Source organism: Acinetobacter sp. 22301 (genome assembly GCF_052045285.1).
GTDB lineage: Bacteria > Pseudomonadota > Gammaproteobacteria > Pseudomonadales > Moraxellaceae > Acinetobacter > Acinetobacter pittii.
In genome coordinates this window covers 162,461-188,329 of sequence record NZ_JBQEOR010000002.1, presented here as the reverse complement: position 1 = coordinate 188,329, position 25,869 = coordinate 162,461, and the positions used below count along the sequence as shown (strand labels likewise).

General features: G+C 40.5%; 20 protein-coding genes. 18 read left to right on the top strand and 2 right to left on the bottom strand.

What is annotated here, in order from left to right; translation table 11 throughout:
* Positions 1-72 precede the first annotated feature (72 nt).
* Complete coding sequence (locus ACTJJH_RS05105; RefSeq protein ID WP_002116889.1) at positions 73-372, bottom strand: hypothetical protein; 300 nt, start codon at positions 370-372, stop codon at positions 73-75.
* 399 nt (positions 373-771) lie between these two features.
* Here ACTJJH_RS05105 and ACTJJH_RS05100 point away from each other — a divergent pair, with 399 nt between their 5' ends.
* The 9 genes from ACTJJH_RS05100 to ACTJJH_RS05060 all read left to right on the top strand — a co-directional run bounded on the left by ACTJJH_RS05100 (position 772) and on the right by ACTJJH_RS05060 (position 10,354).
* Positions 772-1,773, top strand: a complete 1,002-nt coding sequence (locus ACTJJH_RS05100; protein ID WP_057068843.1) for a sulfate ABC transporter substrate-binding protein — start codon at positions 772-774, stop codon at positions 1,771-1,773.
* A gap of 231 nt (positions 1,774-2,004) precedes the next feature.
* Positions 2,005-2,928 (top strand): 16S rRNA (cytosine(1402)-N(4))-methyltransferase RsmH, encoded by a 924-nt coding sequence (gene rsmH / locus ACTJJH_RS05095; RefSeq protein ID WP_032036603.1) that lies wholly within the window; start codon positions 2,005-2,007, stop codon positions 2,926-2,928.
* Positions 2,928-3,260, top strand: a complete 333-nt coding sequence (gene ftsL / locus ACTJJH_RS05090) for a cell division protein FtsL (protein ID WP_002116847.1) — start codon at positions 2,928-2,930, stop codon at positions 3,258-3,260. The genes rsmH and ftsL overlap by 1 nt, the downstream gene beginning before the upstream one ends.
* An 11-nt stretch (positions 3,261-3,271) precedes the next feature.
* Positions 3,272-5,104, top strand: a complete 1,833-nt coding sequence (ftsI, locus tag ACTJJH_RS05085) for a penicillin-binding protein PBP3 (protein WP_017400506.1) — start codon at positions 3,272-3,274, stop codon at positions 5,102-5,104.
* Positions 5,105-5,107: 3 nt separating this feature from the next.
* Positions 5,108-6,607 carry a UDP-N-acetylmuramoyl-L-alanyl-D-glutamate--2,6-diaminopimelate ligase gene (locus ACTJJH_RS05080; RefSeq protein WP_440600821.1) on the top strand — a complete coding sequence of 500 codons (1,500 nt, stop codon included), beginning with the start codon at positions 5,108-5,110 and terminating at the stop codon, positions 6,605-6,607.
* Between the two features lie 8 nt (positions 6,608-6,615).
* Entirely contained in the window at positions 6,616-8,016 is a 1,401-nt protein-coding gene (locus tag ACTJJH_RS05075; RefSeq protein WP_440600820.1) for a UDP-N-acetylmuramoyl-tripeptide--D-alanyl-D-alanine ligase, read from the top strand.
* Positions 8,017-9,135 carry a phospho-N-acetylmuramoyl-pentapeptide-transferase gene (mraY, locus tag ACTJJH_RS05070; RefSeq protein ID WP_002116751.1) on the top strand — a complete coding sequence of 373 codons (1,119 nt, stop codon included), beginning with the start codon at positions 8,017-8,019 and terminating at the stop codon, positions 9,133-9,135. It abuts the gene before it with no gap.
* 59 nt (positions 9,136-9,194) lie between these two features.
* Positions 9,195-9,527: a DUF7709 family protein gene (locus ACTJJH_RS05065; RefSeq protein WP_002116981.1), complete on the top strand. Its 333-nt coding sequence runs from the start codon at positions 9,195-9,197 to the stop codon at positions 9,525-9,527.
* A 2-nt stretch (positions 9,528-9,529) separates the two neighbouring features.
* Entirely contained in the window at positions 9,530-10,354 is an 825-nt protein-coding gene (locus ACTJJH_RS05060) for a putative RNA methyltransferase (RefSeq protein WP_320124367.1), read from the top strand.
* A gap of 15 nt (positions 10,355-10,369) precedes the next feature.
* Here the strand turns inward: ACTJJH_RS05060 and ponA are convergent, their stop codons facing one another.
* Complete coding sequence (gene ponA / locus ACTJJH_RS05055; RefSeq protein ID WP_440600819.1) at positions 10,370-12,931, bottom strand: penicillin-binding protein PBP1a; 2,562 nt, start codon at positions 12,929-12,931, stop codon at positions 10,370-10,372.
* A 160-nt stretch (positions 12,932-13,091) separates the two neighbouring features.
* Between ponA and ACTJJH_RS05050 the strand changes: the two genes are divergently transcribed.
* From ACTJJH_RS05050 to gltB, 9 genes are all read left to right on the top strand, one after another.
* Positions 13,092-14,150: a pilus assembly protein PilM gene (locus ACTJJH_RS05050; RefSeq protein ID WP_005067078.1), complete on the top strand. Its 1,059-nt coding sequence runs from the start codon at positions 13,092-13,094 to the stop codon at positions 14,148-14,150.
* The gene (locus ACTJJH_RS05045) at positions 14,150-14,791 is read left to right on the top strand and encodes a PilN domain-containing protein (protein WP_032004890.1); all 642 of its coding nucleotides are present in this window, start codon (positions 14,150-14,152) and stop codon (positions 14,789-14,791) included. Before ACTJJH_RS05050 ends, ACTJJH_RS05045 begins: the two co-directional genes overlap by 1 nt.
* Positions 14,788-15,540, top strand: coding sequence for a type 4a pilus biogenesis protein PilO (locus ACTJJH_RS05040; RefSeq protein WP_440600818.1), 753 nt, complete (start codon positions 14,788-14,790; stop codon positions 15,538-15,540). Before ACTJJH_RS05045 ends, ACTJJH_RS05040 begins: the two co-directional genes overlap by 4 nt.
* 10 nt (positions 15,541-15,550) lie before the next feature.
* Positions 15,551-16,078, top strand: a complete 528-nt coding sequence (locus ACTJJH_RS05035) for a pilus assembly protein PilP (protein WP_069030175.1) — start codon at positions 15,551-15,553, stop codon at positions 16,076-16,078.
* 63 nt (positions 16,079-16,141) lie between these two features.
* A complete protein-coding gene (gene pilQ / locus ACTJJH_RS05030) occupies positions 16,142-18,307 on the top strand; it encodes a type IV pilus secretin PilQ (protein ID WP_440600817.1) in 2,166 nt (721 codons plus the stop codon).
* Between the two features lie 11 nt (positions 18,308-18,318).
* Positions 18,319-18,888 (top strand): shikimate kinase AroK, encoded by a 570-nt coding sequence (gene aroK, locus ACTJJH_RS05025; protein ID WP_440600816.1) that lies wholly within the window; start codon positions 18,319-18,321, stop codon positions 18,886-18,888.
* A 28-nt stretch (positions 18,889-18,916) separates the two neighbouring features.
* Positions 18,917-19,999 (top strand): 3-dehydroquinate synthase, encoded by a 1,083-nt coding sequence (aroB, locus tag ACTJJH_RS05020; RefSeq protein WP_005067096.1) that lies wholly within the window; start codon positions 18,917-18,919, stop codon positions 19,997-19,999.
* Between the two features lie 16 nt (positions 20,000-20,015).
* Positions 20,016-20,885, top strand: a complete 870-nt coding sequence (locus ACTJJH_RS05015) for a hypothetical protein (RefSeq protein ID WP_104075353.1) — start codon at positions 20,016-20,018, stop codon at positions 20,883-20,885.
* A gap of 461 nt (positions 20,886-21,346) precedes the next feature.
* Positions 21,347-25,822 (top strand): glutamate synthase large subunit, encoded by a 4,476-nt coding sequence (gene gltB, locus ACTJJH_RS05010; RefSeq protein WP_171294552.1) that lies wholly within the window; start codon positions 21,347-21,349, stop codon positions 25,820-25,822.
* Positions 25,823-25,869: the final 47 nt, after the last annotated feature.

Sequence of the window (25,869 nt, the reverse complement as noted above, 5' to 3'; positions counted from 1 at the left end):
GCCCAGTATTCTGACGTTTTATTTAACGTCAGGCTGGGCTAAAACTGAAACGAAGAGGGGGTGTTTCAGATTTTAAGAAGCATGGGGCTGAAAGATTGCCTGAACAAAACGTGAAAAACGTTCGTGTTGTGCAGCAAGAAAATTTTGAGTTGGTGTAACGCGAATCGTATTTAGAACTTTAAGCTCATCATTTGTAGAAGGTAACACAATAGGGTTACGTTTCTGCTGATCTAAAGCTTTTTCAATAAGCGAAGTCTGTTTCTCTGAACCAGTTTTGCTTGGAGTATCTTTAAGTACTGCTGCTGCAGAAAACTGTGATGCCAAACTCAGCACCAAACTTAAGCTTAAAGCTTTTCCATAATGAATTTTCATTGTTAATCATCCCCTCTGTTCATTACATTTCATCTATTTTTTGAGTTTAACAAAATGTAAAATTACGGTAATGCTACGATTTAAACATAAATATTAATAAAAAAGTGGAACTGTGTCACACTTTTTACAAAATTTACCTATATTTTAAACTGGTCGACTCAAATGTAGACCCTATGTATCCTTTACGCTTCATTATTTAACAAATTAATGTGTAGATAAAGTGAAGGTCTAAAATAAGTTGTAAGAATAATTACAAAATTTTTCAAAAATGAAATAATTAAGACATTCTAAGCTATATATCTAAAAAAGATTAATAAAAAAGATATAAATATAAGTAATTGATTGTAAAAAATAAAATTAAAAATATAGTTAAACTAAAACGAATGATGGATTTTGTAAATGAAAAAAATATCAATAATAGCTGTCGCTTTATATGTGGGAATAGCGACAACAGCGGCTCAAGCAGCGACCTCTTTTTTAAATGTTTCTTATGATCCGACTCGAGAGTTCTATCAAGAATATAACCAAGCATTTGGTAAATTTTGGAAACAGCGAACAGGGCAAGACGTTGAATTCAAACAGTCACATGGTGGATCTGGCAAACAAGCCCGCGCGGTAGCCACAGGACTTGAAGCTGATGTAGTAACGTTAGCATTAGCGAATGATATTGATGAGATTGTGAAAGCTGGGTTTATTCAGCCGAACTGGCAAAAAGAATTCCCAAATAATTCTGCCCCCTATACGTCAACTGTCGTGTTTCTAGTACGAAAAGGTAACCCGAAAAATATACGCGACTGGAATGATTTAACAAAACCAGGTGTGGAAATTATCACCCCTAACCCTAAAACAGGTGGTGCACCGCGTTGGATTTATCTCTCTGCGTGGGGATATGCTTTAAAACAGCCGGGTGGAAATGATGCTAAGGCTCGAGAGTTGGTGAAAAAGCTTTATCACAATGTGAAAGTTCTAGATTCTGGAGCTCGTGGTTCACTTACGACATTTGCCGAACGTGGCATTGGTGATGTTTTATTGTCTTGGGAAAATGAAGCTTTGTTGGCGACGAAAGGACCTGATAAAGATAAATATCAAATTGTTTATCCATCAATTTCAATTTTGGCAGAACCATCTGTCGCGATTGTAGATAAAACCGTAGATAAAGATGGAAACCGGACCTTGGCAAAAGGTTATCTGAACTTTTTATACTCACCTTTAGGTCAAGAATTAGCTGCTAAACATTATTTCCGACCGCGTAATGCTCAAGTGGCTGCGAAATATGTAGCGCAATTCCCAAAAATTAAATTATTTACCATTAATGATGTGTTCGGTGGTTGGGCTAAAGCTCAGAAAACTCACTTTGCAAACGGTGCTATTTTTGATCAAATTTATGACGGCAAGCAGTAAATAAAATGATCTAAAAACAATAGTCCAAAAAGAAAACTTAGAAGTTAAATATTCATAAAGAAAGCAAGCAAACTTAAAAAAGTAAGCTTGCTTTCTTTTTTTGCTTAAAAAATGCTAACAAAACGGTTTTATCTATGAAAAATTAATATTTTCCTACAAAAAGCCGTTTGGCGTTGGTCATAAACAAGGTGATAATGTGCAGTTACATTTTTACGCAATGATTTAACACCTATGTCGCATATTTCTGTCTTACTTTTTGAGACCGTTGAGAGCTTATTGGCAGATCGCACAACAGGGGTGTATATCGATGCAACCTTCGGACGAGGTGGGCATACACGTTTATTGCTCTCAAAACTTGATGAAAATGCACGAGTATATGCATTTGATAAAGACCCTCAAGCTTTGGAAGTTGCAGCTGCTTTGGCACAAGAAGATCCGAGATTTACCATTATTCATGCCAGTTTTGCTGATATTAAAGAAAAAATGCAGGAAATTGGTGTGATGAGTGTTGATGGCATTATGGCTGACTTAGGGGTGTCATCTCCTCAACTCGACCAAGCTGAACGTGGTTTCAGTTTTATGCAGGATGGTCCTCTAGACATGCGAATGGATAATTCTAAGGGATTAACCGCAGCTGAGTGGTTACTTGAAATTGAAGAAGAACAATTAGCAAATATTATTTATCAATATGGCGAAGAGCGTTATAGTCGACGTATTGCAAAAGCGATTAAACAAGCTGGAAAACTAGATACAACAGCCCAATTGGCAGAACTTGTTAAAACAGCTCATCCAAAGTGGGAAAAACATAAGCATCCAGCAACACGTACATTTCAGGCAATTCGTATTGCTATTAATAAAGAACTAGATGATATTGAAGTATTTTTACCACAAGCTGTAGACTTACTAAAACCAAAAGGGCGTTTGTCTGTGATTAGCTTTCATTCTCTTGAAGATCGTTTAATCAAACAATTTATTCAAAAAGAATCGACTTTGGCAGAAGATATTAGCTGGGGAATGCCTCAGCAACAGGTAGATACAAGAAGGTTAAAGAAAATTTCACGGGTTCGTGCGAGTGAAGAAGAAGTAAAAGCGAACCCACGTTCACGTAGTGCATGGCTTCGGGTTGCTGAACGCTTGGAACAAAAAGGCGCGTAATGAAAAGCAGTGATGAAATTGAAACCACTGAAAATAAAGTGGTGAAAAAAGTTGTGGCATACACCGTATTAGTGGCGCTTGTTTTTATCAGTGCCATGATGGTGGTTTTTCAAGTATTTGAATATCGTCATGATTATAGAGAGCTTAGCTCTTATATGCGTGAACGTGATGATCTCAATGCTGAATGGGGGCGTTTGCTTATTGAGCAACAAACCTTCGGTGCAACAGCACAGATTGGTACGCGTGCTGTAACCCAACTACGCATGTTTTCGCCACCTGCTGCAGAAACGGTGGTAATTTCTTTACCGATGACCTCAGAGCAAAATAAGTAAGGCCTTGCTGTATGGTAGATAAGCGAATAAAGCAAACACGGAAAAAACAGCAGTCTATTTCGGAAAAACCAACTCTTGCCTTCGATATGTGGCGGTTTTATCTGCTCTGGGCAACAGTACTGCTCTGTTTTGTTGTATTAATTGCACGTGCATTTTATGTGCAAGTGATTAATAAAGACTTTTTACAAAACAAGGCCAATGCCAATATTTTGCGTACGGAACGTATTGAGGCAATGCGTGGGGTTATTAGCGACCGTCATGGTGTGCCTTTGGCCATTAGTACGCCTATTATGAAAATTGTCATTGATCCACGTGATTACTTTGATACCAAGCATTTATATGACGAAATTACAGCCGAATTAAAAAAAGATCCAAATAATCGTAAGTTAAAACGACAATTACCAGATAAAAACTTAAACCTTGATGAGTTGGCGGATGTGGTTGGTTTAGATCGTGCAGATCTAAAAAAACAGATGAATGCGCGCCCACGTTCTCGTTATTTGGTTTTGAAAAAAGAAGTGCCGCCACAGCAGGCAGATCTCATTACAAAGGGTAACTTCCAAGGCGTTTATGCTGAGAAAACATATAAACGTTATTATCCTCAACCGCAGCCAAATGCTCAGATTATTGGTTTAACCAATAGTGAAGGCCAAGGGATTGAAGGCTTGGAAATGCAGTTGAATAAACAACTGTCTGGGGTAGATGGCGAACAAAAAATTATTCGTGATAAACGTGGTAACCGCTTAAAAGTTTCTGAGGTTATTCGTGAAGGTGAGCCAGGCGAAAACATCACTTTAAGTATCGACTCTCGTTTGCAATATATTATGTACCGTGAGTTGACTGCTGCTGGTGTTGCAAATAACGCCCGTTCGGCGACAGCAATTGCTGTAGATGTTAAAACAGGCGAAATTCTGGCTATGACCAGTTGGCCATCTTATAACCCGAATGATAAAAACGGTTTATCTAATAAAGATGCCATGCGTAACCGCGGTGCGATTGATATGTTCGAGCCGGGTTCTACTATGAAGCCTTTTACAGTTTCTGCTGCACTCGAAACTGGACAATATACGCCAAATACGATTGTCAACACTTCGCCAGGTTCAATGCGTTTAGGCTGGCATACTATTCGTGATACGCATAACTATGGTGCTTTGACTGTTAGTGGCGTAATTATTAAGTCATCAAACGTGGGTTCGGCAAAAATTGCGTTGTCACTTCCTAAGGAAACATTGCCAAGCTTCTTTAACCGTGCTGGCTTTGGTAAGCGTTCTGCTGTGAAGTTCCCTGGTGAAAGCTCTGGTTTAGTACTTCCTGTAAGCAAGTTAAACTCTTCCCAAATTGGTACCATGGCTTACGGTTATGGTCTAAATGCAACTATTCTTCAGTTGGCGCAAGGCTATGCAATGCTTGCAAACCATGGGGTAAAAATGCCTCTAAGTTTGCATAAACTCGACCAAGCTCCTAAAGGTGAGCAAGTTCTTGCTCCAAAAATTGCTGATCAGGTTTTGCTTATGCTTGAGCAGGTGACGATGCCGGGCGGTACTGCAAAGCAAGCTAATATTCCGGGTTATCGCGTTGGTGGTAAAACAGGTACAGCTCATAAACTTCGTGCAGATCGTAAAGGTTATTCAAATAATGAATACCGTGCTTTATTTGCAGGCGTAGCTCCGATTAGTGATCCTCGTTTAGCGGTTATTGTAGTTGTTGAAAATCCACAAGGCCGTTATTACGGTGGTTTGGTTGCGGCCCCTGTTTTCGCACGAATTATGCAAGAATCATTGCGCTTAATGAATGTGCCGCTTGATAAGCCCCTTGATACTCCAGAAAATCCTATTCGCAGGTAAGCTATGTCTGTTTCTTTCCAAGAAATTAATCCCGTCGAGATCGATGCACAGTGGTCTAAACAGCCTTTTCAAGGCTTTAGTTTAGACAGCCGTAAGGTTGAGTCAGGCCAGATCTTTATCGCTTTAACCAGTTATAGCCAACCTGAAAAAACTCGCGCTTTTGCTGAGTCAGCTTTAGCTAATGGTGCACTTGCCGTTATTAGTGAGACTGAGTTGGGCGTAGCAAATGAGTGGGTATGTTCTGATGTGCGTCAACGTATGGGTGAGTGGCAAGAACGTTATTTACAACGTATAGATCCCACAGTACCAGTGCGTATTATTGCAGTGACTGGTACAAATGGTAAAACCACAATTTCGCGTCTAGTGGCTGAATTAATTAGCTCTCAACAACAGCGCTGTGCTGTGATGGGCACTACAGGCAATGGTATTTTACCAGACTTAACACCCTCAACTCACACTACGCTTGATGCTTTACAACTGCAAAATGCATTGCATGATTATGCAAAACAAGGTGCGACTTTCGCTTCTTTAGAAGCAAGCTCACATGGTTTGGAACAAGGTCGTTTAAATGGTTGTGCGATTGAGATTGCTGTTTATAGCAATTTGAGTCGTGACCATCTGGATTACCACGGCACTTTAGAGGCTTATGCAGAAGCGAAGGCTCTTTTATTCCGTTTTAGCTCTTTAAAAGTAGCCGTTATTAATTTAGATGATGAGCATGCAGCTCTCATGATTAATGCAGCAAAGCAAAATCCTGCTCAACCGAAAATTTTAACGTATTCACTTACTCAAAATACTGCTGATTATTATATTACTGACCTGAGTTACAGTTTAGCGGGGGCGACATTTAATTTAGTGAGCCCGCAAGGTTCTTTTGCTGTGCAAAGTCCATTGTTAGGGCATTTTAATGTCGAAAACTTGGTTGCAGCTCTTATTGCTACTGAGCAAGCAGGTTTTAGTTTAAAAGCGTTAGTAGCTTTCGTTCCTAAACTAATTGGTGCTCCAGGTCGAATGCAAGTTATTCGTGATGGTGAGCGTTTATTTGTTGTTGATTATGCGCATACACCAGATGCATTAATTCAAGTGCTTAAAACATTAAAACGTCATGTTTCGAATCAACTTTGGGCTGTATTTGGGTGTGGCGGGGACCGTGATCGCGGTAAGCGCCCATTAATGACTCAAGCAGCTTTAGACGGCGCAAATCCAGTTATTTTGACGTCGGATAACCCAAGAACAGAAGACCCTGAACAAATTTTTGCTGACATGAAGCAAGGAATCGATTTTTCAGGGCACCGTATGCATGAAATTCATGACCGCCGTGAAGCAATTAAATTTGTTGCACAGCAGGCTCAGGCTGGTGATATTGTTGTGATTGCCGGTAAAGGACATGAAAATTATCAAGAAATTAATGGCGTACGTCACTGGTTTGATGATGTTGTTGAATTGCGTTCTGCGATTGATGCACAACATCACACTGTAGACGCTGCTTACCCTGCACAATAGGACAAATTATGCATACTTCAACCACCAGTACCGTGCCTTTGGAACCGTGGACAGCTCAACAATTACAACAGGCAACACAGGGCTACTGGCATAAAGACCAAATCCCTCAAACTGAAATTAAACGTATTTTGACGGACTCTCGTCATGCGGAAACTGGGGATGCCTTTTTAGCACTAAAAGGTGAGCGTTTCGATGCGCATGATTTCGTTGCGCAAGTTGCTGCAAATGGTTGTCAAATAGCTATTGTTGAACGTCCGCTAGATGTAGATATTGCGCAACTCGTTGTTGCCGATACCCGATTGGCTTTAGGGCAACTCGGCGCTTATCGCCGTGAGCAAAACTCACAATTAAAGGTGATTGCCTTAACTGGAAGTAGTGGTAAAACTACAACCAAAGAAATGCTGGGAAGTATATTGTCGCGCTTAGCACCGACACTAATCACCCGAGGCAATTTAAATAATGACCTTGGTGTACCAATGATGTTGCTAGAGCTTCGCAAAGAACATCAATATGCGGTGATGGAGTTGGGTGCAAGCCATCAAGGCGAGATTGATTACACATCAAAACTCGTTCAGCCTCATGTTGCGGGCATATTAAATATTGGTACAGCTCATTTAGGCGAATTTGGTGGTCGTGAAGGTATTTGCCGCGCAAAATCGGAAATTTATCGTCATATTTCACCAAATGGCGTTGCAATCGTGCCGCAACAAGATGACTTCACTGCCGAAATTCTTGATGCTGCGAAAGCTCATCGTATTTCTACATTTGGTGTAGGGGGTGATGTCTATGCAACAGATGTGGAGTTATTGCCTCAATCAACGAATTTTAACCTTCATACACCGCAAGGTAGCAGTGCAGTTAAGCTTCCTTTTGCGGGTGAGCATAATGTTCAAAATGCGACCGCAGCTGTAGCTTTTGCTTTAGCAATTGGTATTAGACTAGAAGATATTGTCCAAGGTTTAGAGCAAGCTCAGGGGGCCAAAGGTCGTCTTAACTTTATTCAAAAGTCACCTTACTTATTTATTGATGATACCTACAATGCCAATCCGACTTCTATGCGTGCTGCTGCACAAGTGTTGTTGCAGCAACAAGGCGTAAAAGTGATGGTCATGGGGGATATTGGTGAGTTAGGTGATAGCAGTTGGCAAGAGCATTATGATTTAGGTCGTGATCTTGCCGAACTTTCTTTAGATCATATTATTGCAGTTGGACAGTTCGCTCCAGCTGCTCTTGAGGGTGCAGACTCTCATTCTAATAAAGTGAAAGCATTTCAGACACAAGCTGAGGCGCTTCCATTTTTAATCAATCTAATCCAAACACATCAACCCCAGTCCATGAGTTTCCTGTTTAAAGGTTCTCGCTTTACTCATATGGAAACGTTGATGGCTGATTTGATGGAGAAACTTTAAATGCTGTTATGGTTGTTTGAACAACTTGCGGGCTATCACAGCTCGTTTCAGGTCGTTCGTTATTTAACATTACGTTCTTTACTCAGTGTATTAACTTCACTGACTATTGGTCTGGTCCTTGGACCGATCATGATTCGTAAATTACAAGCGTTAAAATACGGTCAGGCAGTAAGTTCGTTTGCTCCTGAAAATCATGCTAAAAAAATGGGTACACCAACAATGGGTGGAATTTTAATTCTACTTTCAATTGGTATTAGTACCTTGCTATGGGCTGATTTATCTAACCCTTATGTCTGGATTGTGCTTGGTGTAATGGTTGTGTTCGGTGCTGTAGGCTGGGCAGATGACTGGATTAAAATTCGCTATAAAGACAATGCAGGTTTACCCGCACGTAAGAAGTTTTTCTGGACTTCTGTTGCATCGCTGGGTGCTGGTATTGCGTTATATTTAATTGCAACTCAACAGTCCAATGCAGAACATACGGCAAACATGCTGGATTTATTGATTCCATTCTTTAAGAATCTTTCAATTCCACTCTCAATTGTTCCTTTAGGTTTGGCATTTATTGTATTTACCTATCTAGTGATTAATGGTGCTTCTAACGCAGTTAACTTAACAGATGGTTTAGATGGCTTGGCAATCATGCCAGTTGTCATGGTAGCTACGGGCTTAGGCGTATTTGCTTACTTGTCTGGTGACATCCGTTTCGCTAACTATTTACATATTCCATATGTGAAATATACCTCTGAACTCGTAGTAATCTGTTCTGCCATGATTGGTGCTGGTTTGGCATTCCTTTGGTATAACGCGCATCCTGCTCAAGTATTTATGGGGGATGTCGGTGCTTTAGCTTTAGGTGCGATGCTTGGAACAATTGCAGTTATGGTTCGTCAAGAAATCGTATTTGCAATTATGGGTGGTGTATTTGTAATGGAGGCAGTATCTGTATTCTTACAAATCGGCTCCTTGCGTATGCGTAATAAACGTGTGTTCTTAATGGCGCCGCTGCATCATCACTATGAAAAGCAGGGCTGGAAAGAAACGCAAGTTGTGATCCGTTTTTGGATTATCACAATTATATTAGTAGTTTTAGGTCTAATGACTTTAAAATTGCGATAGATCTTATTTTAGTGTCAATATAAAGCCAGTTCTACTGGCTTTTTTTATTGGAGAGGTGAATGACAAAAGTTGCTGGTCTAGACCAATTATCGGTGATTAATCAAAAAGTAGTTGGAGAGGGCGAGGTATTACCTCAAGTTGTACTTAAAGATGGAAGTCAGGTTCAAACAGGAACTGTAGCAACAATGCTGCACAATATTGAATTATACAATGCAGGGCAAAGAGGACAAATTGAGGAAGAGCTAAAGATCGCAATTCCAACGTTAGTCAAAGTAGGTCTGTTTGATTTGTTTCAGGTAGATGAATGGATTAATGGTACAAATGCAGGTCGCACCTTTGTTGGACTACACGCAAAGACTTATTTACAACAAAAAGAACAAGAGAATAATTAAAAGTGGCTAAGCAAGTTTTAATGTGTCCTGTGTGTCGTCAGTCCCTGAATTTAACTGAACGAACTTGGCGATGTGAGCAAGGACATAGTTATGATGTAGCTAAACAAGGCTATGTCAATTTACATGTGGTGCAACATAAACATAGTAAAAACCCAGGGGATACGCCCGAGTCAGTCGATGCGCGACGAGCTTTTTTGCAAGGTGGTTATTATCAGCCATTACAGCAAGCTGTAGTCGCTTTATTAAAGCAACTCAATGTAAAAGCAATACTCGATATCGGATGTGGTGAGGGCTACTATACAAGTGCTATGCAGCAAGTTGTTGAACAGTGTGTTGGTGTGGATATTGCAAAAACTGCTGTACAGCGTGCGGCAAAGCTCAATCCTAAAGTAACTTGGGTTGTAGGAACAGGGGCGACTTTACCGGTGCTAGACCATAGCATGGATGCTTGCACCAGTTTATTTAGCCCAATTCCGCAAGCAGAAATTGCGCGTGTTTTAAAAGATAAAGGCTATTTAATTGTTGTCACCCCTGCTTCTGAACATTTGTATACAATGCGTGAGGCTTTATTTGAGCAAGTTAATCCTCACACACCAGAAAAGTTTGTAGAGCAACTACAAGATTTGTTTGAGTTAAAGCAAGAGCAAATTATTGATGCGCCTTTTGTGCTCGATCAACAAGCCCTAAAAAATCTGATTGCTATGACACCTTATGCTTATAAAGCTTCTCCAGAGCGTCGCTTGCAGTTAGAGCAGCAATTGCAATTAGAAGTAACGGCATCATTTCAAATTTATGTCTTTCAGAAGCGCAATAAAAAAGCCATCTAACGATGGCTTTTTCTATTATTCAATCTGATTAATCAGATTTTCTAATTCATCTTTTTCTCGCTTAGGAGCGGACTCCTGTGAAGGTCTCATGGCAGGAGGCGCAGCTTTTGACGGAATAACAATTTCTTCACCTGGTAAATCGGAAAAGTCATTGTCATTGTTTAGTTTTGGTTGTGGCGGTGCTGGGCGATAAAGCGGGCGTGCTAGTGGTGGAGCCGCACGATAAGTTTTCTTATCGGCTACTTCTGTCACGGTTTCTTGTTGGTCACGTGAAATAGGACCTTTAGCATCTTTATCTAAACGGACCCAAGCTGCTGGCGTACCTTGCAATGCTTGACCCATAAAGTTAATCCAGATCGGCAATGCGGCAATACCACCATATTCACGACGGCCAAGCGTAGTCGGTTGGTCAAATCCAACCCATGCTACAGTCACTAACTTGCCGTTGAAGCCTGCAAACCACGCATCTTTTGCATCATTTGTAGTACCTGTTTTACCACCTAAATCACTACGGCCAATTTTAAGTGCAGCACGACCTGTACCATGCTCGATTACATCACGTAAGATATTCGCCATATCATAAGCAGAGCTTGATTTTAAAATACGTTGAGCTTGGCGATATTGACTGTTGTTTTTGTCAGTCTGTTTAAGATTAAGCTGCTTAGCTGTGTTTTCTTTCTGTTCTATGCCTTTATTCGTAACTTCAATGACTTCATCATCAGTCGTTTTAGGTTTTTGCTCATCATCTGTGGTGTCAGGTGCATTAATACATGGAATACATGCGTATTCTGGTTTGGCTTCATAAATGACTTTGCCGTAAGCATCTTCAATACGTTGAATAAAATGCGGTTGAACACGGTAGCCGCCGTTTGCAAACGTTGCATAACCAGTTGCCATTTGAATTGGTAATACTTGAGGAGTACCTAAGGCAATGGTGTAGTTACGTGGAATTTGATCTTCTTGTAAACCAAAATCCATAAATAATTGGCGAGTACGTTCAATCCCTACTGTTTGTAGAAGTCTTACTGATACAGTGTTACGAGACAAATATAAAGCACGACGTAATGGGATCATACCTAAGTAACGCCCATCAGAGTTTCGCGGTGTCCATTTGCCAATCGTAATTGGGCTATCATTCACCATGCTATACGGGGTCATACCTCTTTCTAATGCTAAAGCATAGAGGAATGGCTTGATTGTAGAACCCGGTTGACGCCAGCCTTGTAAGGCACGGTTAAATTTTGATTGATAGAAGTTGTAGCCACCTACGATTGCTTCAATTGAACCATCATTCGGGTTAATTGCAATGAGTTGACCTTGAACTTTTGGAACCTGAACTAAAGACCATGCGGTTTTATTATCATTTGGGCGTAAACGAACAATATCTTTAACTTTAACAATTTGAGATGCGCGTGAAGGAGAGCCACCTACGCTATTTGCATTGCGATAGGGGCGTGCCCATGACATGCCAGACCATTGAACCGTAACGGTTGAGCCATCTTGCATTAATGCTTCAAAAGAGCTGCTATTTACCTTAGTGACTTGTGCAGGATAGGTGTTGGCATATGCTCTAAATTCAGTTAACGGTTTGTCATGTGCTTCAGCACCACGCCAGCCATGACGACGGTCATAAGCCTCAAGGCCATCTTGCACAGCTTTTTCTGCAATCGCTTGGCGTTTAGCATTAATTGTTGTGTAGACTTTATAACCAGAATCAATGGCTTGTTCACCGAAATGCTTGACAAGTTCTGAACGAACCATTTCCCCAGCATAGGGATGAATATTATTTAAATCCCGATTGGGCATATTTAAATTGATCGGCTCTGCAACTGCTTTTTGATATTCTGCTTGAGAAATATAACCCAGCTGTAACATACGGCCTAAAATCCAGTTGCGTCGTTCGAGTGCGCGCTCAGGATTAACTACAGGGTTATATTTAGAAGGTGCTTTTGGCAAACCTGCAATCATTGCCATTTGAGCAATACTGAGCTCATTAATGCTTTTGTTATAATAAATTTTGGCTGCTGCCGCGATACCATACGCATTTTTCCCTAAGAAGATTTTATTCACATAGAGGCTGAGAATTTCTTCTTTGGATAAATTTTGCTCAATTTTTCGAGCCAAAAAGATTTCGGTTATTTTACGTTTTAGAGTTCTTTCTGGACTCAAATAATAGTTCTTTGCAACTTGCATGGTGATCGTTGAACCACCGGTTTGCACATCCGAACCCGTCACACTTTCGCTCAAAGCACGACCTAAACCCTTAAAACTGATCCCGCTATGTTCAAAGAAAGAAGAGTCTTCTGCTGCTAAAAATGCATGAATAAAAGCAGGGGGAATTTGTTTGTATTCAACCGGAATAGAAAGCTTACCACCGTACTCGGCAATCAGTTGATTGTCTGAAGTGTAGACCTGTAATGGTTTTAAGAGGGGAGCTTTTTTTAGTGAACTCATTTCTGGAAGCGATGGGGCGATATAGAGATACATGCCATAAAAGCCCATCGGAAGTGAGACTAAGATAATAATAATGATCAAAAAAATTGGACGCACGAAGCCCAAACTGGATAGCTTTTTCATGATAAGTAAGCTTTAATAAGATCGAATACAAACTAATTGTGGTCAGTATAGCCTTTAGACATGCGGATTGTTAGATGAGATATTGTATCCGTGTAAAAATAAAGACCTAGATTATTGGTTTGTAATTTTTTTGGGGATAAAAAAATAATAGGACAATAGTGTGCTCAGGTTATATCGTAAACCGAATAAGGGGTTAATGGGTGTCGATATTAGTTCGACTTCTGTTAAGTTGTTAGAGCTCTCTGTTAAGAACGGTAAATATTGGGTAGAAAGCTATGCTTTAACGCCTTTACCTGAGAACAGTGTAGTTGAAAAAAATATTTTGAATCCAGAAGCAGTTGCAGAAGCTTTGGAACGGGCGATGAATTTAGCAAATCCCCACACCACTAACGCTGCAATTGCTGTTCCAACATCGACGGTTATTCATAAAACCATCGAAATGGATGCAGATATGAACGATGATGAACGTGAAGTTCAGATTCGATTAGATGCGGAGCAATATATACCGTTCCCTTTAGATGAGGTGAGCCTTGATTTTGAGGTTTTACCAGATCGACTGCCGAATCCAAATCGTGTGAATGTACTTTTAGTCGCAACACGAACAGAAAATGTTGAAACACGCGTAGAAGTACTGGAACTAGTTGATTTAACGCCTAAGCTTGCTGATGTTGAAAGTTATGCTGTTGAGCGTGCTTTTAGTGTGTTTGCTGATAGCTTACCCATGGGTGCAAATACCATTGGTATTTTAGATATTGGCCATACCATGACGACATTATCGGTTATGCAAAATGGCAAAATCATTTATACCCGTGAACAAGTCTTTGGTGGCAAACAGCTTACTTTGGAAATTCAAAGCCGTTATGGTTTGTCATTAGAAGAAGCGGGACGCGCTAAAAAAGAACGTTCTTTGCCTGATGATTATGACATCGAAATCTTAGAACCATTTTTAGATGCTGTAGTTCAGCAAGCTGCTAGATCTCTACAGTTTTTCTTCTCTTCATCCCAATTCAATGAAATTGACCATATTTTGCTAGCAGGTGGCAATGCCAATATTCCAGGGCTTGCTAAATTGTTGCAGCAGAAACTCGGTTACCGAGTCACTATTGCCAATCCATTTTTACAAATGGGTTTCTCTCCTCAAGTCGACGTTCAAAAAATTGAAAATGATGCTTCTTCATTAATGGTGGCATGTGGCTTGGCTTTAAGGAGTTTTGATTAATGGCAACAATTAATTTACTCCCTTGGCGTGATGGGCTTAGGGAGCAGCGTAAAAAACAATTTATTATTTTATGTTTTGGGGTCGTTGTTTTGGGGATAACCACTGTATTTGCAGGGTGGTTTTATTTGAATCAAAAATTAAATGATCAAGAACAAGCAAATCAGCTCATCATCAGTACAAACCAAAATCTAGATCAACAACTTAAAACCTTAAATGGCTTGCAAGAACAGCGGGACGCAATTATTGAGCGTATGAAGCTCATTCAAGGTTTGCAAAGCCAGCGTCCGGTCGTTGTACGTTTGGTGGATGAATTAGTACGTGTGACCCCGGCAGCCATGTATTTGACTAAATTCAGTCGAACCGGAGATAAATTTACGATTGAAGGTAAAGCGGAAAGTCCAAATACAGTTGCAGAGTTATTACGTAATCTCGAAGCATCGCCATGGTATCGCAACGCTTTTATGAGTTCTTTCTTGGCGACCGAAGAGAAAAAAGATAAGGCTGTAAGTTCTTTGCTTCCTAGAGTTGAAGATAGCTATGGCAGTTTTGTTGTTACTGTTGATGTAGGGGAAATGGGTGTGACTACAACAGATGATACCGCCAATACGTCTGTAGGTACGGATAAGGAGGCGGCAAAATGAGTCCTGATGAACTTCATGAGCTGTCTTTAGAACAAGCTCCATCTAAGAAAAAAAAGATCACCTTAGAAAAATTCCTTCAGCAATTTAACACGCTCGACATGAACAGTTATGGCAGCTGGCCATTATCTGTGAAAATTACGTGTTGGATTTTTATTTTCTTTGCTGTATTGGCTTTAGGGTATTTTATTGCTATTCAACCAAAGCTACAAGCAATTGATAATGCTCAAGCACAAGAAAGTAATTTATTAAATGAGTTTCGAGAAAAAGACTCAAAATTACGCAACTTGCAGCAATACCAGCTTCAACTTCAAGAGATGCAAGCCAACTTCAATCAACAGTTAGAACAATTGCCAAAAGAAACCGAAATTCCAAGTTTAGTTGAAGATATTAACTTAACGGGGGTGAATTCTGGTCTGAAGTTTAAAAATATCCGCTTAGAAGATGAAGTGAAGCAGGAAATTTTTATTGAACAGCCTATTACTATCGAAGCAACTGGGGATTATCACGCTTTCGGTGCTTTTGTTAGCAGTATTGCAGCATTACCACGTATTGTGACGATGCATGATTTTGTTGTTGAAGCTGCTCCTGTTAAGGATGGTAAATCAGATATTCCTGTGCTTAATTATTCTATCAAAGCAAAAACTTATCGCTATATGGGTGCTGTAGAAAATCCTGAACATCAGGAAAAAAATGCTTCGGCTTCCTCGGTAGCACCTGATTCTTCTACTGCTAACACACAGCCGAAATAGGAGAATTACGATGAAATTTAAACAATTTTCTCTTTCTATTTTGGCATGTTTAGCTTTAGCTGGATGCGACTCTAGAATCGACGCCGTAAATCAGCAAATGGCCGATATACGTAATCAGCCACCACAAGCCATAGAACCAGCGCCTGTTTTTACGCCTGTGCCACAATTTAATTATGCAGCCCATCAGTTAAAGAGCCCATTTTTACCAAGCTCACTTGCTGCTGAGCTGAAAATTATGGCGGGGAAACGAGTATATCCGAATTTCTCGCGTGCACCACAGCCACTCGAAAGCTATGCATTAGAGTCCTTAAATATGAAAGGAAGTATGCGTAACAGCCGCGGGCAAGTCATGGCTCTGATCCAAACACCTGATCAACAAATTGAGCGAGTGCAGGTAGGGAACTATATCGGGATGAATCAAGGTCGAATTACTCATATTGGTCCTACTCAGATTGATTTGGTGGAGATTGTTCCTGATGGGCGAGAAGGCTATGTGGAGAGACCAAGAACCTTAGTGTTAATTGGACCCGCACCCTAAAATTTAGGGAATAACAAAGAAAAAAATTATTTTTAAAGATTATTTATTGGGGATGGTTAGACAATGAATCACGTATTCCGTCAGTTTTCTATGGGAGCTGTGGCGATTGCAATTATGCAGGTTGCATCTGCACAGGTCAGCATGACTAATATTGTACCGATGCAAATAGCGGGTCAGGGAACAGAAATTCGAGTGATATTTAATGGCTTGCCACCGCAACCACAGGCCTATCAGCTTGAGAATCCTTCACGTTTGATTTTAGATTTTAATAAAGCGCAGCAGAATTTAATACAGTCAAAAGTAGCGATTGGAACGAATGAAGCGAGTTCGGTCGATGTAAGCTCCGATGATCAGCGTTCACGTTTAACTGTAAATTTGAAAGAGGCAGGTGCTTTTACTACTCGTATTGAAGGCAATACTTTTATTTTAAAGATTAATTCTGCGCAAGCTGTAGCTAAACCTGTATCAGCAAGTGCAATGCAAACCCAAGGTGTTTCAAACATCGGCTTCCAACGCGGTAGTCAAGGGGAAGGTCTTATCGTTATTGACCTGTTGGGAGGTAATACCCCTGTTGATGTGCAACAACAAGGTAGCAAAGTTGTAGTAAGAACGTTAGGCTCTAAAATTCCTACACATCTAGCTAAACGCTTAAATGTAAATGATTTTGCGACGCCTGTTTCGACAATTGAATCTTATAATGAAAAAGGCAATGGTGTTATTACGATTCAATCTACTGGTAGCTATGAATATATGGCTTATCAGGCAGAAAATAAATTAACCATTAGCCTCAAGCGTCCGCAGGACAAAAATGTAACCTCATTATATAAGACGCCTAATTACTCTGGTAATAAGCTTTCTCTCGATTTTCAAGATATTGAAGTTCGTCGCGTTTTACAGTTACTTGCTGATTTTACTGGTATTAATATGGTCGCGGCTGATAGTGTGCAAGGTAATATCACTTTGCGTTTAAAAGATGTACCATGGGACCAAGCACTTGATATTATTTTAAAAACTAAAAATTTAGATAAACGCAGAAATGGAAATGTAATTTGGATTGCTCCAGTTGCGGAACTGATCAAGGCTGAAGAAGAAGAAGCAAAAGCTGTTGCACAGAGCGTGAAATTAGCCCCATTACAAACTGAGTATATTCAACTTAAATATGCGCAAGCTCAGGATATTATGAGTTTAATTACTCAAGGCTCAAATAATAGCAATGGTATGCAGCGCACATCTGATGGTGGAAATTCTACATCTACTAATTTAAATACTGGTGTTGATAGTTTAGGTAATAATGTAGGAAGTTTATTGAGTCCCCGTGGAACAATTACTCAAGATGATCGTACCAATACCTTAATTATTAATGATACGGCTCAGTCGATTGATCAAATTCGTAAAATGATTGATCTGTTGGATGTACAAGTTAAACAGGTTATGGTTGAGGCGCGAATTGTAAGAGCATCTACTTCTTTTACCAAAGAGCTCGGTGTTAAATGGGGTATATTATCGCAAGGGATCACTAACAATAATAATTTGTTAGTTGGTGGTAGTGAAACGACTTTGTGGAATTTACGAGAGCCTAAAAAGGATGAGACTACGGGTGGTTATAAATACACGATTGAACGTCCAGATAACTTAAATGTCGATTTAGGTGTAACCAATCCGGCTGGGAGTATTGCCTTTGGCTTGATTAGTATGTCTGATTTTATGCTTGATCTTGAACTTTCTGCATTACAAGCTGATGGCTATGGTGAGGTTATTTCTACCCCTAAAGTAATGACTGCAGATAAACAGCCTGCAAAAGTTGCAACAGGTCAACAGGTCCCATATCAAACTACAACTAATTCTGCTGCTGGTGCTACAGCAAGTACCTCTTTTAAAGATGCACTATTAAGCCTAGATGTTACCCCGAGCATTACGCCTGATGGCAAAATTCAAATGAAATTGGATATTTCAAAGGATTCGGTTTCGGGTGCGGCTCCTAATGGTGAATTGATCCTAAATAAAAATAATATCAAGACAAATGTGTTGGTGAATAATGGTGAGACAGTCATTTTAGGAGGGGTGTTTGAGCAGACAACCCTTAACTCTCAAACCAAAGTTCCTTTCTTTGGGGATTTACCGGGAATTGGACGCTTATTTAGGAAGGATCAGAAATCTGATGATAAGCAAGAGTTACTGATTTTCATTACGCCACGAATTGTTAATGACACTTTGGTGAGAAATCATTAATATATTTTTTAATGAAAGCAATTGAAATAGGTGGCGCCTTGCCAAGCAAAGCGTTTGAAACCCTGCCAAATATTTATTTGGTAGGGCCCATGGGGGCAGGAAAAACAACCGTTGGACGTCATTTAGCCGAACTATTAGGGCGTGAATTTTTAGATAGTGATCATGAAATTGAACGCAAAACAGGTGCCACTATTCCCTGGATTTTTGAGAAAGAAGGGGAGTTTGGATTTCGTACTCGTGAAACAGTAGTGTTAAATGAGTTGACTTCCCGTAAAGCCTTAGTGTTGGCGACAGGTGGAGGTGCGATTACTCAAGCACCCAATCGCGAATTTCTAAAGCAACGTGGTATTGTTGTTTATCTTTACACTCCTGTAGAACTACAATTACAACGCACTTACCGCGATAAAAATAGACCTCTATTACAAGTTGAAAACCCTGAACAAAAATTACGTGATTTGTTAAAAATACGTGATCCTCTATATCGTGAAGTTGCGAATTACACGATTGAAACCAATCAGGGTGCTGCTCGTGATCTTGCTCAAAAGATTTTGCAACTTATTTTGTCCAACCCGCTAAAATAGCCAAACTTACTTGTGGTTTTATAAACTCATGCAAACTTTACATGTTGAATTAGGCGAACGCCGTTATCCTATTTTTATTGGCAGTCAACTTGATCCTAAGCAGTTGCTTGAGCCTTATATTCATGGTCAACAGGTCATGATCGTGAGTAACGAAACGGTCGCTCCTTTATATTTATCTCATTATCAAGAAGCTTTAAAAAGTTTGGGTAAAACTGTAGCGACTTGTATTTTGCCAGATGGTGAGAAATATAAAGATATTCAACATCTAAATTTAATTTTTGATGCTTTACTTGAAGCTGGTTTTAATCGTGATTGTACGGTTTTAGCTTTGGGTGGTGGTGTTATCGGGGATATGGCTGGTTTTGCGTCAGCATGTTTCCAACGTGGTGTTTATTTTATTCAGGTTCCGACTACACTTCTTTCACAAGTAGACTCAAGTGTGGGTGGTAAAACGGGGATTAATCATCCTCTTGGTAAGAACATGTTGGGCGCATTTCAGCAACCCCAAGTTGTTTTGGCTGATATGGCTCAACTCGATACTTTACCAGATCGAGAGTTATCTGCTGGATTATCAGAAGTCATTAAATATGCCTTGTTGGGTGACGCTGATTTTCTTGTTTGGTTAGAGCAGAATATGGATGGGTTAATTGGGCGAGATGCTGAACTTTTAGCAGAAGCTGTTTATCGTTCATGTGCTCATAAAGCGCGTATTGTTGCTAACGATGAAAAAGAGCAAGGCGAACGAGCTTTACTCAACTTGGGGCATACTTTCGGTCATGCGATTGAATCTTACCTTGGCTATGGCACTTGGTTGCATGGTGAAGCAGTAGCGACAGGCATGGTGATGGCGGCTGATTTATCACAACGTTTAGGTTGGATTTCAAGCGATGATGTAGAGCGTACAAAAAAAATTATTCAACGCGCTAATTTGCCGATATCATGTCCAAAAATTCCATTGGATGAATTCCTTGGATATATGGCGCATGATAAAAAAGTTCTCAATGGTCAATTACGTTTAGTGCTGTTAAAGCAACTTGGGCAAGCAGTAATTACTAAAGACTTTGATGTTGAACTCATGAAACAAGCTATTTTGGCAAATCAACACGGATAATAAATTAAGGTAACACATGACTGTATCACGTACACTTTGGCAGAATGTTCAACAATATATCTGGTTGGTGGGTGGTATCGTCTGCTTGTTGCTCGCTTTTATTTTTTGGGTAATGACCGATAGTAAAAAGCTGGTTGAAGTTGAAAAATCAGCTGATTCGGATGCGCCAGTGCAAATTCAGCCAGAGAAGGTAGCAACAACGGCTAATTTAGGGGCTTTAGCTGATGAAGTTAGACCTCTTGATTTAACAACCCGTACGGTTGCTTCTGGTCAACATGAGGCAGAGTTCCGCGGTACAAAATTTATTAATGAAAACAAGAAACAATGGACGCTTGAGCTTTTCCGTGCGTCTGATGAAGATATTATTAAAAACTTTTTAAAAAATCGTCCAGAACGAAATAAATTTATCTACTTCCGTTTAAGCGGAGATAAGCAATCTGAACAATATGTTTTGACATATGGTGTATTTAAACGTTCTGAAGATGCAATTCAGCAGTTAACCCAACTTAATCTTGATTTACCTGAATCAATTAAACCCCAACCGCAACAATTTTCGACCTATGCGCCATTAGTCAATGATTTAGGTGCGGATGAAATGAAAGGTGGTATTAGCCAAACTTATGAAGTGCGGTTACGTCCAGCTGCTCTGCCTAAAATTGATGAGTCCTTGCTCATAGGGGGCGGTGTGGCTACACAACCTAAAGTGGCGGCTCCAGCCACAAACTCTACAACTCGTACAACGATTATTCGTCGAGATGCTGAGGGGAATGTTGTGGATGTACATCAGTCTAATTCGGCAGTTGATGTGGCTAAAAAGGCTCAACAGAATCGTACAACAGAACCTTCAGTAAAAAATGCAACAAATGAGGGCACAAGAGGTAATTAATTATAAGGATGTATCGCACAAATATGGTGCAATAATAATAGGCATATATATTTTTTGATCACCTGTGGTGCATATTTAGTCATTTATTAAAATGATAACGCGAATAAAATCGATCTATTTTCAATAATTATAAATACTTAATTGCAAAAAATAACATTGGCATAGTTTTTGCTTTATTCTTGTGCTTATTAATGTGCTGTAAACTATTTTAGCGCTCTAAAGAGTAAATTCTATGCAGAGTCGAGGGGTCGAACTGCTTTAAAAGAGTGCGAAATAAGTCAAAACATTTTTCTAGCAAAAACCAGTGTACGTAAAAATGGAACAGCGTATATTGGCTTATCAGCCCAAAAATTTTTTTTGTGAAACATTGAGCTAACTGTCGTCCGTAGGCACTATCGCAAAAAGAAGTTGTTTGTTTGACGCTCGAAAGAGCCTTATTGAAAGAAGGGTACGCTATGCACATGCCATCGCCTAATACTGTAGCTCCCGCTCAAGGTTTATATCAGCCTGATGAGTTTAAGGATAACTGTGGTTTTGGACTGATCGCCCATATGAAGGGTGAATCAAGTCATCATCTAGTTGAAACCGCGATTCACAGTTTAAGTTGCATGACGCACCGTGGTGGTATTGCCGCAGATGGCAAGACGGGAGATGGTTGCGGCTTATTATTGGCGATGCCAAAGCAATTTTTCCGTGATGAAGCAAAAAAACTGAGTGATATTACACTGAGTGAAATTTTTGCTGTGGGTACTGTATTTTTAAATACTGATCCGGCATTAGCGCAACATTCTAAAAATATTTTAACGAAAGAAATCGAGTCAGATGGCCTACGTGTACTGGCTTGGCGTGTTGTCCCTACAAATAACGATGCATTAGGTGAAATTGCGCTTCAATCTTTACCAGCTTTTGAACAGGTCATTGTGAACTGTCCAATGGGCGTAACTGAAGTTGAATTTAACCGTAAATTATTCTTGGCACGTCGTCGTGCAGAACAACAATTACAAAATGATCCGTCATTCTATGTGACTACGCTTTGTTCGACAGTAATCAGCTATAAAGGCTTGATGATGCCGGCTGCAATTGCTGAGTTCTATACAGACTTAGCTGATGAGCGTTTAAAATCACATATCGTGGTATTCCACCAACGCTTCTCTACTAATACATTGCCGCGTTGGCCGTTGGCTCAACCATTCCGTTACCTTGCTCATAATGGTGAAATCAACACAATTACAGCAAACCGTAACTGGGCGTTGGCGCGTACTCCTAAATTTGAAAACCCATTATTACCAGGTCTTACTGAGCTTAACCCAATCGTTAACCGTACGGGTTCGGACTCTTCAAGCTTAGATAATATGCTTGAGATCTTAGTCGGTGGTGGTATGGATTTATTCCGTGCCTTACGTATGCTCGTACCACCAGCTTGGCAAAACGTAGAAACTTTAGATGCAGACTTACGCGCATTCTATGAGTTCAACTCTAAACACATGGAAGCTTGGGATGGCCCAGCTGGTCTTGTTATTCAAGATGGTCGTCATGCGATCTGTATGCTTGACCGTAACGGTTTGCGTCCTGCGCGTTGGGTAATTACCAAAAATGATTACATTACCTTGGCATCTGAAATCGGTGTTTGGGGTTATGAGCCTGAAGACGTAGTTTCTAAAGGCCGTGTAGGTCCTGGCCAAATTTTGGTAGTTGATACCTTAACAGGCAAAGTACTTGATACTAAAGATGTTAGTACACATTTGAAAAACATGCGTCCGTACCGTGAGTGGTTACGTGATCATGCGATTCGTTTAAATGCAAACCCAGAACTTGAAGAACAATTAGTAGATAAAGGTTTAACTGGCGATGCTTTAAAAGCGGCTCAAAAAATGTTTATGGTGACATTTGAAGAGCGCGACCAGTTGTTACGTCCAATTGCTGAAAGCGGACAAGAAGCTGTTGGTTCTATGGGTGATGATACCCCAATGGCTGTATTGTCTCGTCAAGTACGCCACGTAACAGATTACTTCCGTCAACAGTTTGCTCAAGTGACAAACCCGCCAATTGACCCACTACGTGAGTCAATTGTAATGTCGCTTGAAACCTGTTTAGGTCGTGAACAAAACGTATTTGAGCAAGGCCCTGAGCATGCTGACCGTATCATCATCTCTAGCCCTGTATTGTCAAATTCAAAAATGCAGCAAATCCGTAGCATTGAGCGTCCGGGTTATGAAGCAGTTGATATCAATTTAAACTATGCTGAAGAAGAAGGCTTGCAAGCTGCGATCACGCGTATCTGTGAAGAAGCGGCGCAAGCGGTTCGTGATGGCAAAACTTTAATTGTTTTAACAGATAAAAATATCCGTCAAGGTTTGCTGCCAGCAAACGCAGCACTTGCAACAGGCGCGGTACATCATTACCTCATCAAAACTGGTCTGCGTACTGATGCAAATATCATGGTTGAAACTGGTTTTGCACGTGATCCGCACCAATTTGCGGTATTACTAGGTTTCGGTGCAACCGCTGTTTACCCATACCTTGCATATGACGTGATCAATGACTTGATTGCGAAAGGTGAGCTTTTAGGTGACCCAATTCATGCTCAAGCAAACTTCCGTAAAGGTATTGAGAAAGGCTTATTAAAAGTTCTTTCAAAAATGGGTATCTCTACAGTTGCTTCTTATCGTGGCGGTCAGCTTTTTGAAGCAGTAGGTTTATCATCAGAAGTGGTAGATCAGTGTTTCTTAGGTGTTCCAAGTCGTATTCAGGGTGCAACATTTACTGATCTTGAAAAAGACCAGAAAAAATTAGCAGCGACAGCTTGGTCAAATCGTAAGCCAATTGATCAGGGTGGATTACTTAAATTCGTATTTGATAAAGAATACCATGCGTTTAACCCAGATGTGATTAACGCATTGCACAAAGCCGTTCGCTCTGGTAAATACGAAGACTTTAAAGAATATGCTGAGCTGGTGAATAACCGTCCAGTAGCGACAATCCGTGACTTATTTAAGTTAAAAACAACGAACTCAATTCCAGTTGAACAAGTTGAATCAGTTGAAGATATCTTGCCTCGTTTTGACTCGGCAGGGATGTCTTTAGGAGCTCTTTCTCCAGAAGCACATGAAGCAATTGCAATCGCGATGAACACGATTGGTGGTCGTTCAAACTCTGGTGAAGGCGGTGAAGATCCTGTTCGTTACGGCACAATTCGTAACTCGAAAATCAAACAGATCGCATCTGGTCGTTTTGGTGTAACTCCTGCATACCTAACTTCTGCTGAAGTATTGCAAATTAAGGTTGCTCAAGGTGCAAAACCAGGTGAGGGTGGTCAGTTACCAGGCGGTAAAGTAAATGGCTTAATTGCACGTTTACGTTACTCGGTACCAGGTGTAACGTTAATTTCACCTCCACCACACCACGACATTTACTCAATTGAAGATTTGTCTCAGTTAATTTTTGACTTGAAACAAGTTAACCCGAAAGCAATGGTATCGGTGAAATTGGTATCTGAGCCGGGTGTAGGTACGATTGCTGCTGGTGTTGCAAAAGCTTATGCAGACTTCATTACCATTTCAGGTTATGACGGCGGTACCGCAGCATCTCCACTTTCTTCAATTCACCATGCGGGTTCTCCATGGGAATTAGGTTTGAGTGAGGCGCATCAAGCACTTCGTGTAAACGACTTGCGTGGAAAAGTACGTGTACAAACTGATGGTGGTTTAAAAACTGGTCTTGATGTAATCAAGGCAGCAATTTTAGGTGCTGAAAGTTTCGGCTTTGGTTCAACACCAATGATCGCTCTAGGTTGTAAATACCTCCGTATTTGTCACTTAAATAACTGTGCAACCGGCGTTGCAACTCAACAAGATCATTTACGTCAAGAGCACTACATTGGCGAGCCAGAAATGCTCATCAACTTCTTCCACTTTATTGCGGAAGAAACTCGTGAATGGTTGGCTGCATTAGGTGTTTCTTCATTGAAAGACTTGATTGGTCGTGTTGATTTACTTGAGGTATTGCCGGGTGAAACTGAAAAACATGCTCACCTTGATCTAAGTGCTTTGTTAACTTCGCATCCTTCTGCTGAAGGTAAAGCACAATACTGTCAAGTAGAAGGTAATGCACCATTTGATAAAGGTGTATTGGCTGAGAGAATGGTTGCTGAAATGCTTCCTGCAATTGAGTCAAGCGCTGGTGGTCAGTTCAACTTCAACGTCGTGAACTGTGACCGCTCAATCGGTGCTCGTGTTTCGGGTGAAATTGCTCGTCGCTACGGCAACTTGGGTATGGAAGCTCATCCAGTTGTAATGAACTTAACTGGTACAGCTGGTCAGTCGCTTGGCGTTTGGAATGCTGGTGGTTTACACATCCGTCTTGAAGGTGATGCAAACGACTATGTAGGTAAAGGTATGGCGGGTGGTCGTATTTCGATTTTCCCACCACAAGGTTCACCTTTCCAAACACAAAACACAGCAATTATTGGTAATACCTGTTTGTATGGTGCAACTGGCGGTAAGCTTTTTGCAGCAGGTACAGCGGGTGAGCGTTTTGCAGTTCGTAACTCTGGCGCATTTGCTGTAATCGAAGGTGCGGGTGACCACTGCTGTGAATACATGACAGGTGGTGTTGTGACTGTACTTGGTAAAGTAGGCCATAACTTTGGTGCGGGCATGACTGGTGGTTTTGCTTATGTACTTGACCTCGATAATGACTTCGTAGATTACTACAACCACGAATTGATTGATTTAAATCGTATTTCAACAGAATCTATGGAAGATCATAAAGAGTTCTTGTTGCGTATTATCGATGAGCATATCAAAGAAACTGGTAGTGCTTGGGCTTATAAAATCCGCAATGAGTTCGATTTCTACAGCCGTAAATTCTGGCTTGTGAAACCAAAAGCTGCTAATTTGCAAACGCTTTTGAAAACAACACAAGCTGACCCACAATAATTCCACGACTGCAAAGACATAGGCAGGTGCGGGCAACAAGGAAATCC

Excerpts from the sequence above, each read along its gene's own strand:
- ACTJJH_RS05105 (WP_002116889.1), bottom strand. The coding sequence starts at position 372 with ATGAAAATTCATTATGGAAAAGCTTTAAGCTTAAGTTTGGTGCTGAGT.
- ACTJJH_RS05100 (WP_057068843.1), top strand. The coding sequence starts at position 772 with ATGAAAAAAATATCAATAATAGCTGTCGCTTTATATGTGGGAATAGCG.
- rsmH (WP_032036603.1), top strand. The coding sequence starts at position 2,005 with ATGTCGCATATTTCTGTCTTACTTTTTGAGACCGTTGAGAGCTTATTG.
- ftsL (WP_002116847.1), top strand. The coding sequence starts at position 2,928 with ATGAAAAGCAGTGATGAAATTGAAACCACTGAAAATAAAGTGGTGAAA.
- ftsI (WP_017400506.1), top strand. The coding sequence starts at position 3,272 with ATGGTAGATAAGCGAATAAAGCAAACACGGAAAAAACAGCAGTCTATT.
- ACTJJH_RS05080 (WP_440600821.1), top strand. The coding sequence starts at position 5,108 with ATGTCTGTTTCTTTCCAAGAAATTAATCCCGTCGAGATCGATGCACAG.
- ACTJJH_RS05075 (WP_440600820.1), top strand. The coding sequence starts at position 6,616 with ATGCATACTTCAACCACCAGTACCGTGCCTTTGGAACCGTGGACAGCT.
- mraY (WP_002116751.1), top strand. The coding sequence starts at position 8,017 with ATGCTGTTATGGTTGTTTGAACAACTTGCGGGCTATCACAGCTCGTTT.
- ACTJJH_RS05065 (WP_002116981.1), top strand. The coding sequence starts at position 9,195 with ATGACAAAAGTTGCTGGTCTAGACCAATTATCGGTGATTAATCAAAAA.
- ponA (WP_440600819.1), bottom strand. The coding sequence starts at position 12,931 with ATGAAAAAGCTATCCAGTTTGGGCTTCGTGCGTCCAATTTTTTTGATC.
- ACTJJH_RS05045 (WP_032004890.1), top strand. The coding sequence starts at position 14,150 with ATGGCAACAATTAATTTACTCCCTTGGCGTGATGGGCTTAGGGAGCAG.
- ACTJJH_RS05040 (WP_440600818.1), top strand. The coding sequence starts at position 14,788 with ATGAGTCCTGATGAACTTCATGAGCTGTCTTTAGAACAAGCTCCATCT.
- ACTJJH_RS05035 (WP_069030175.1), top strand. The coding sequence starts at position 15,551 with ATGAAATTTAAACAATTTTCTCTTTCTATTTTGGCATGTTTAGCTTTA.
- pilQ (WP_440600817.1), top strand. The coding sequence starts at position 16,142 with ATGAATCACGTATTCCGTCAGTTTTCTATGGGAGCTGTGGCGATTGCA.
- aroK (WP_440600816.1), top strand. The coding sequence starts at position 18,319 with ATGAAAGCAATTGAAATAGGTGGCGCCTTGCCAAGCAAAGCGTTTGAA.
- aroB (WP_005067096.1), top strand. The coding sequence starts at position 18,917 with ATGCAAACTTTACATGTTGAATTAGGCGAACGCCGTTATCCTATTTTT.
- ACTJJH_RS05015 (WP_104075353.1), top strand. The coding sequence starts at position 20,016 with ATGACTGTATCACGTACACTTTGGCAGAATGTTCAACAATATATCTGG.
- gltB (WP_171294552.1), top strand. The coding sequence starts at position 21,347 with ATGCCATCGCCTAATACTGTAGCTCCCGCTCAAGGTTTATATCAGCCT.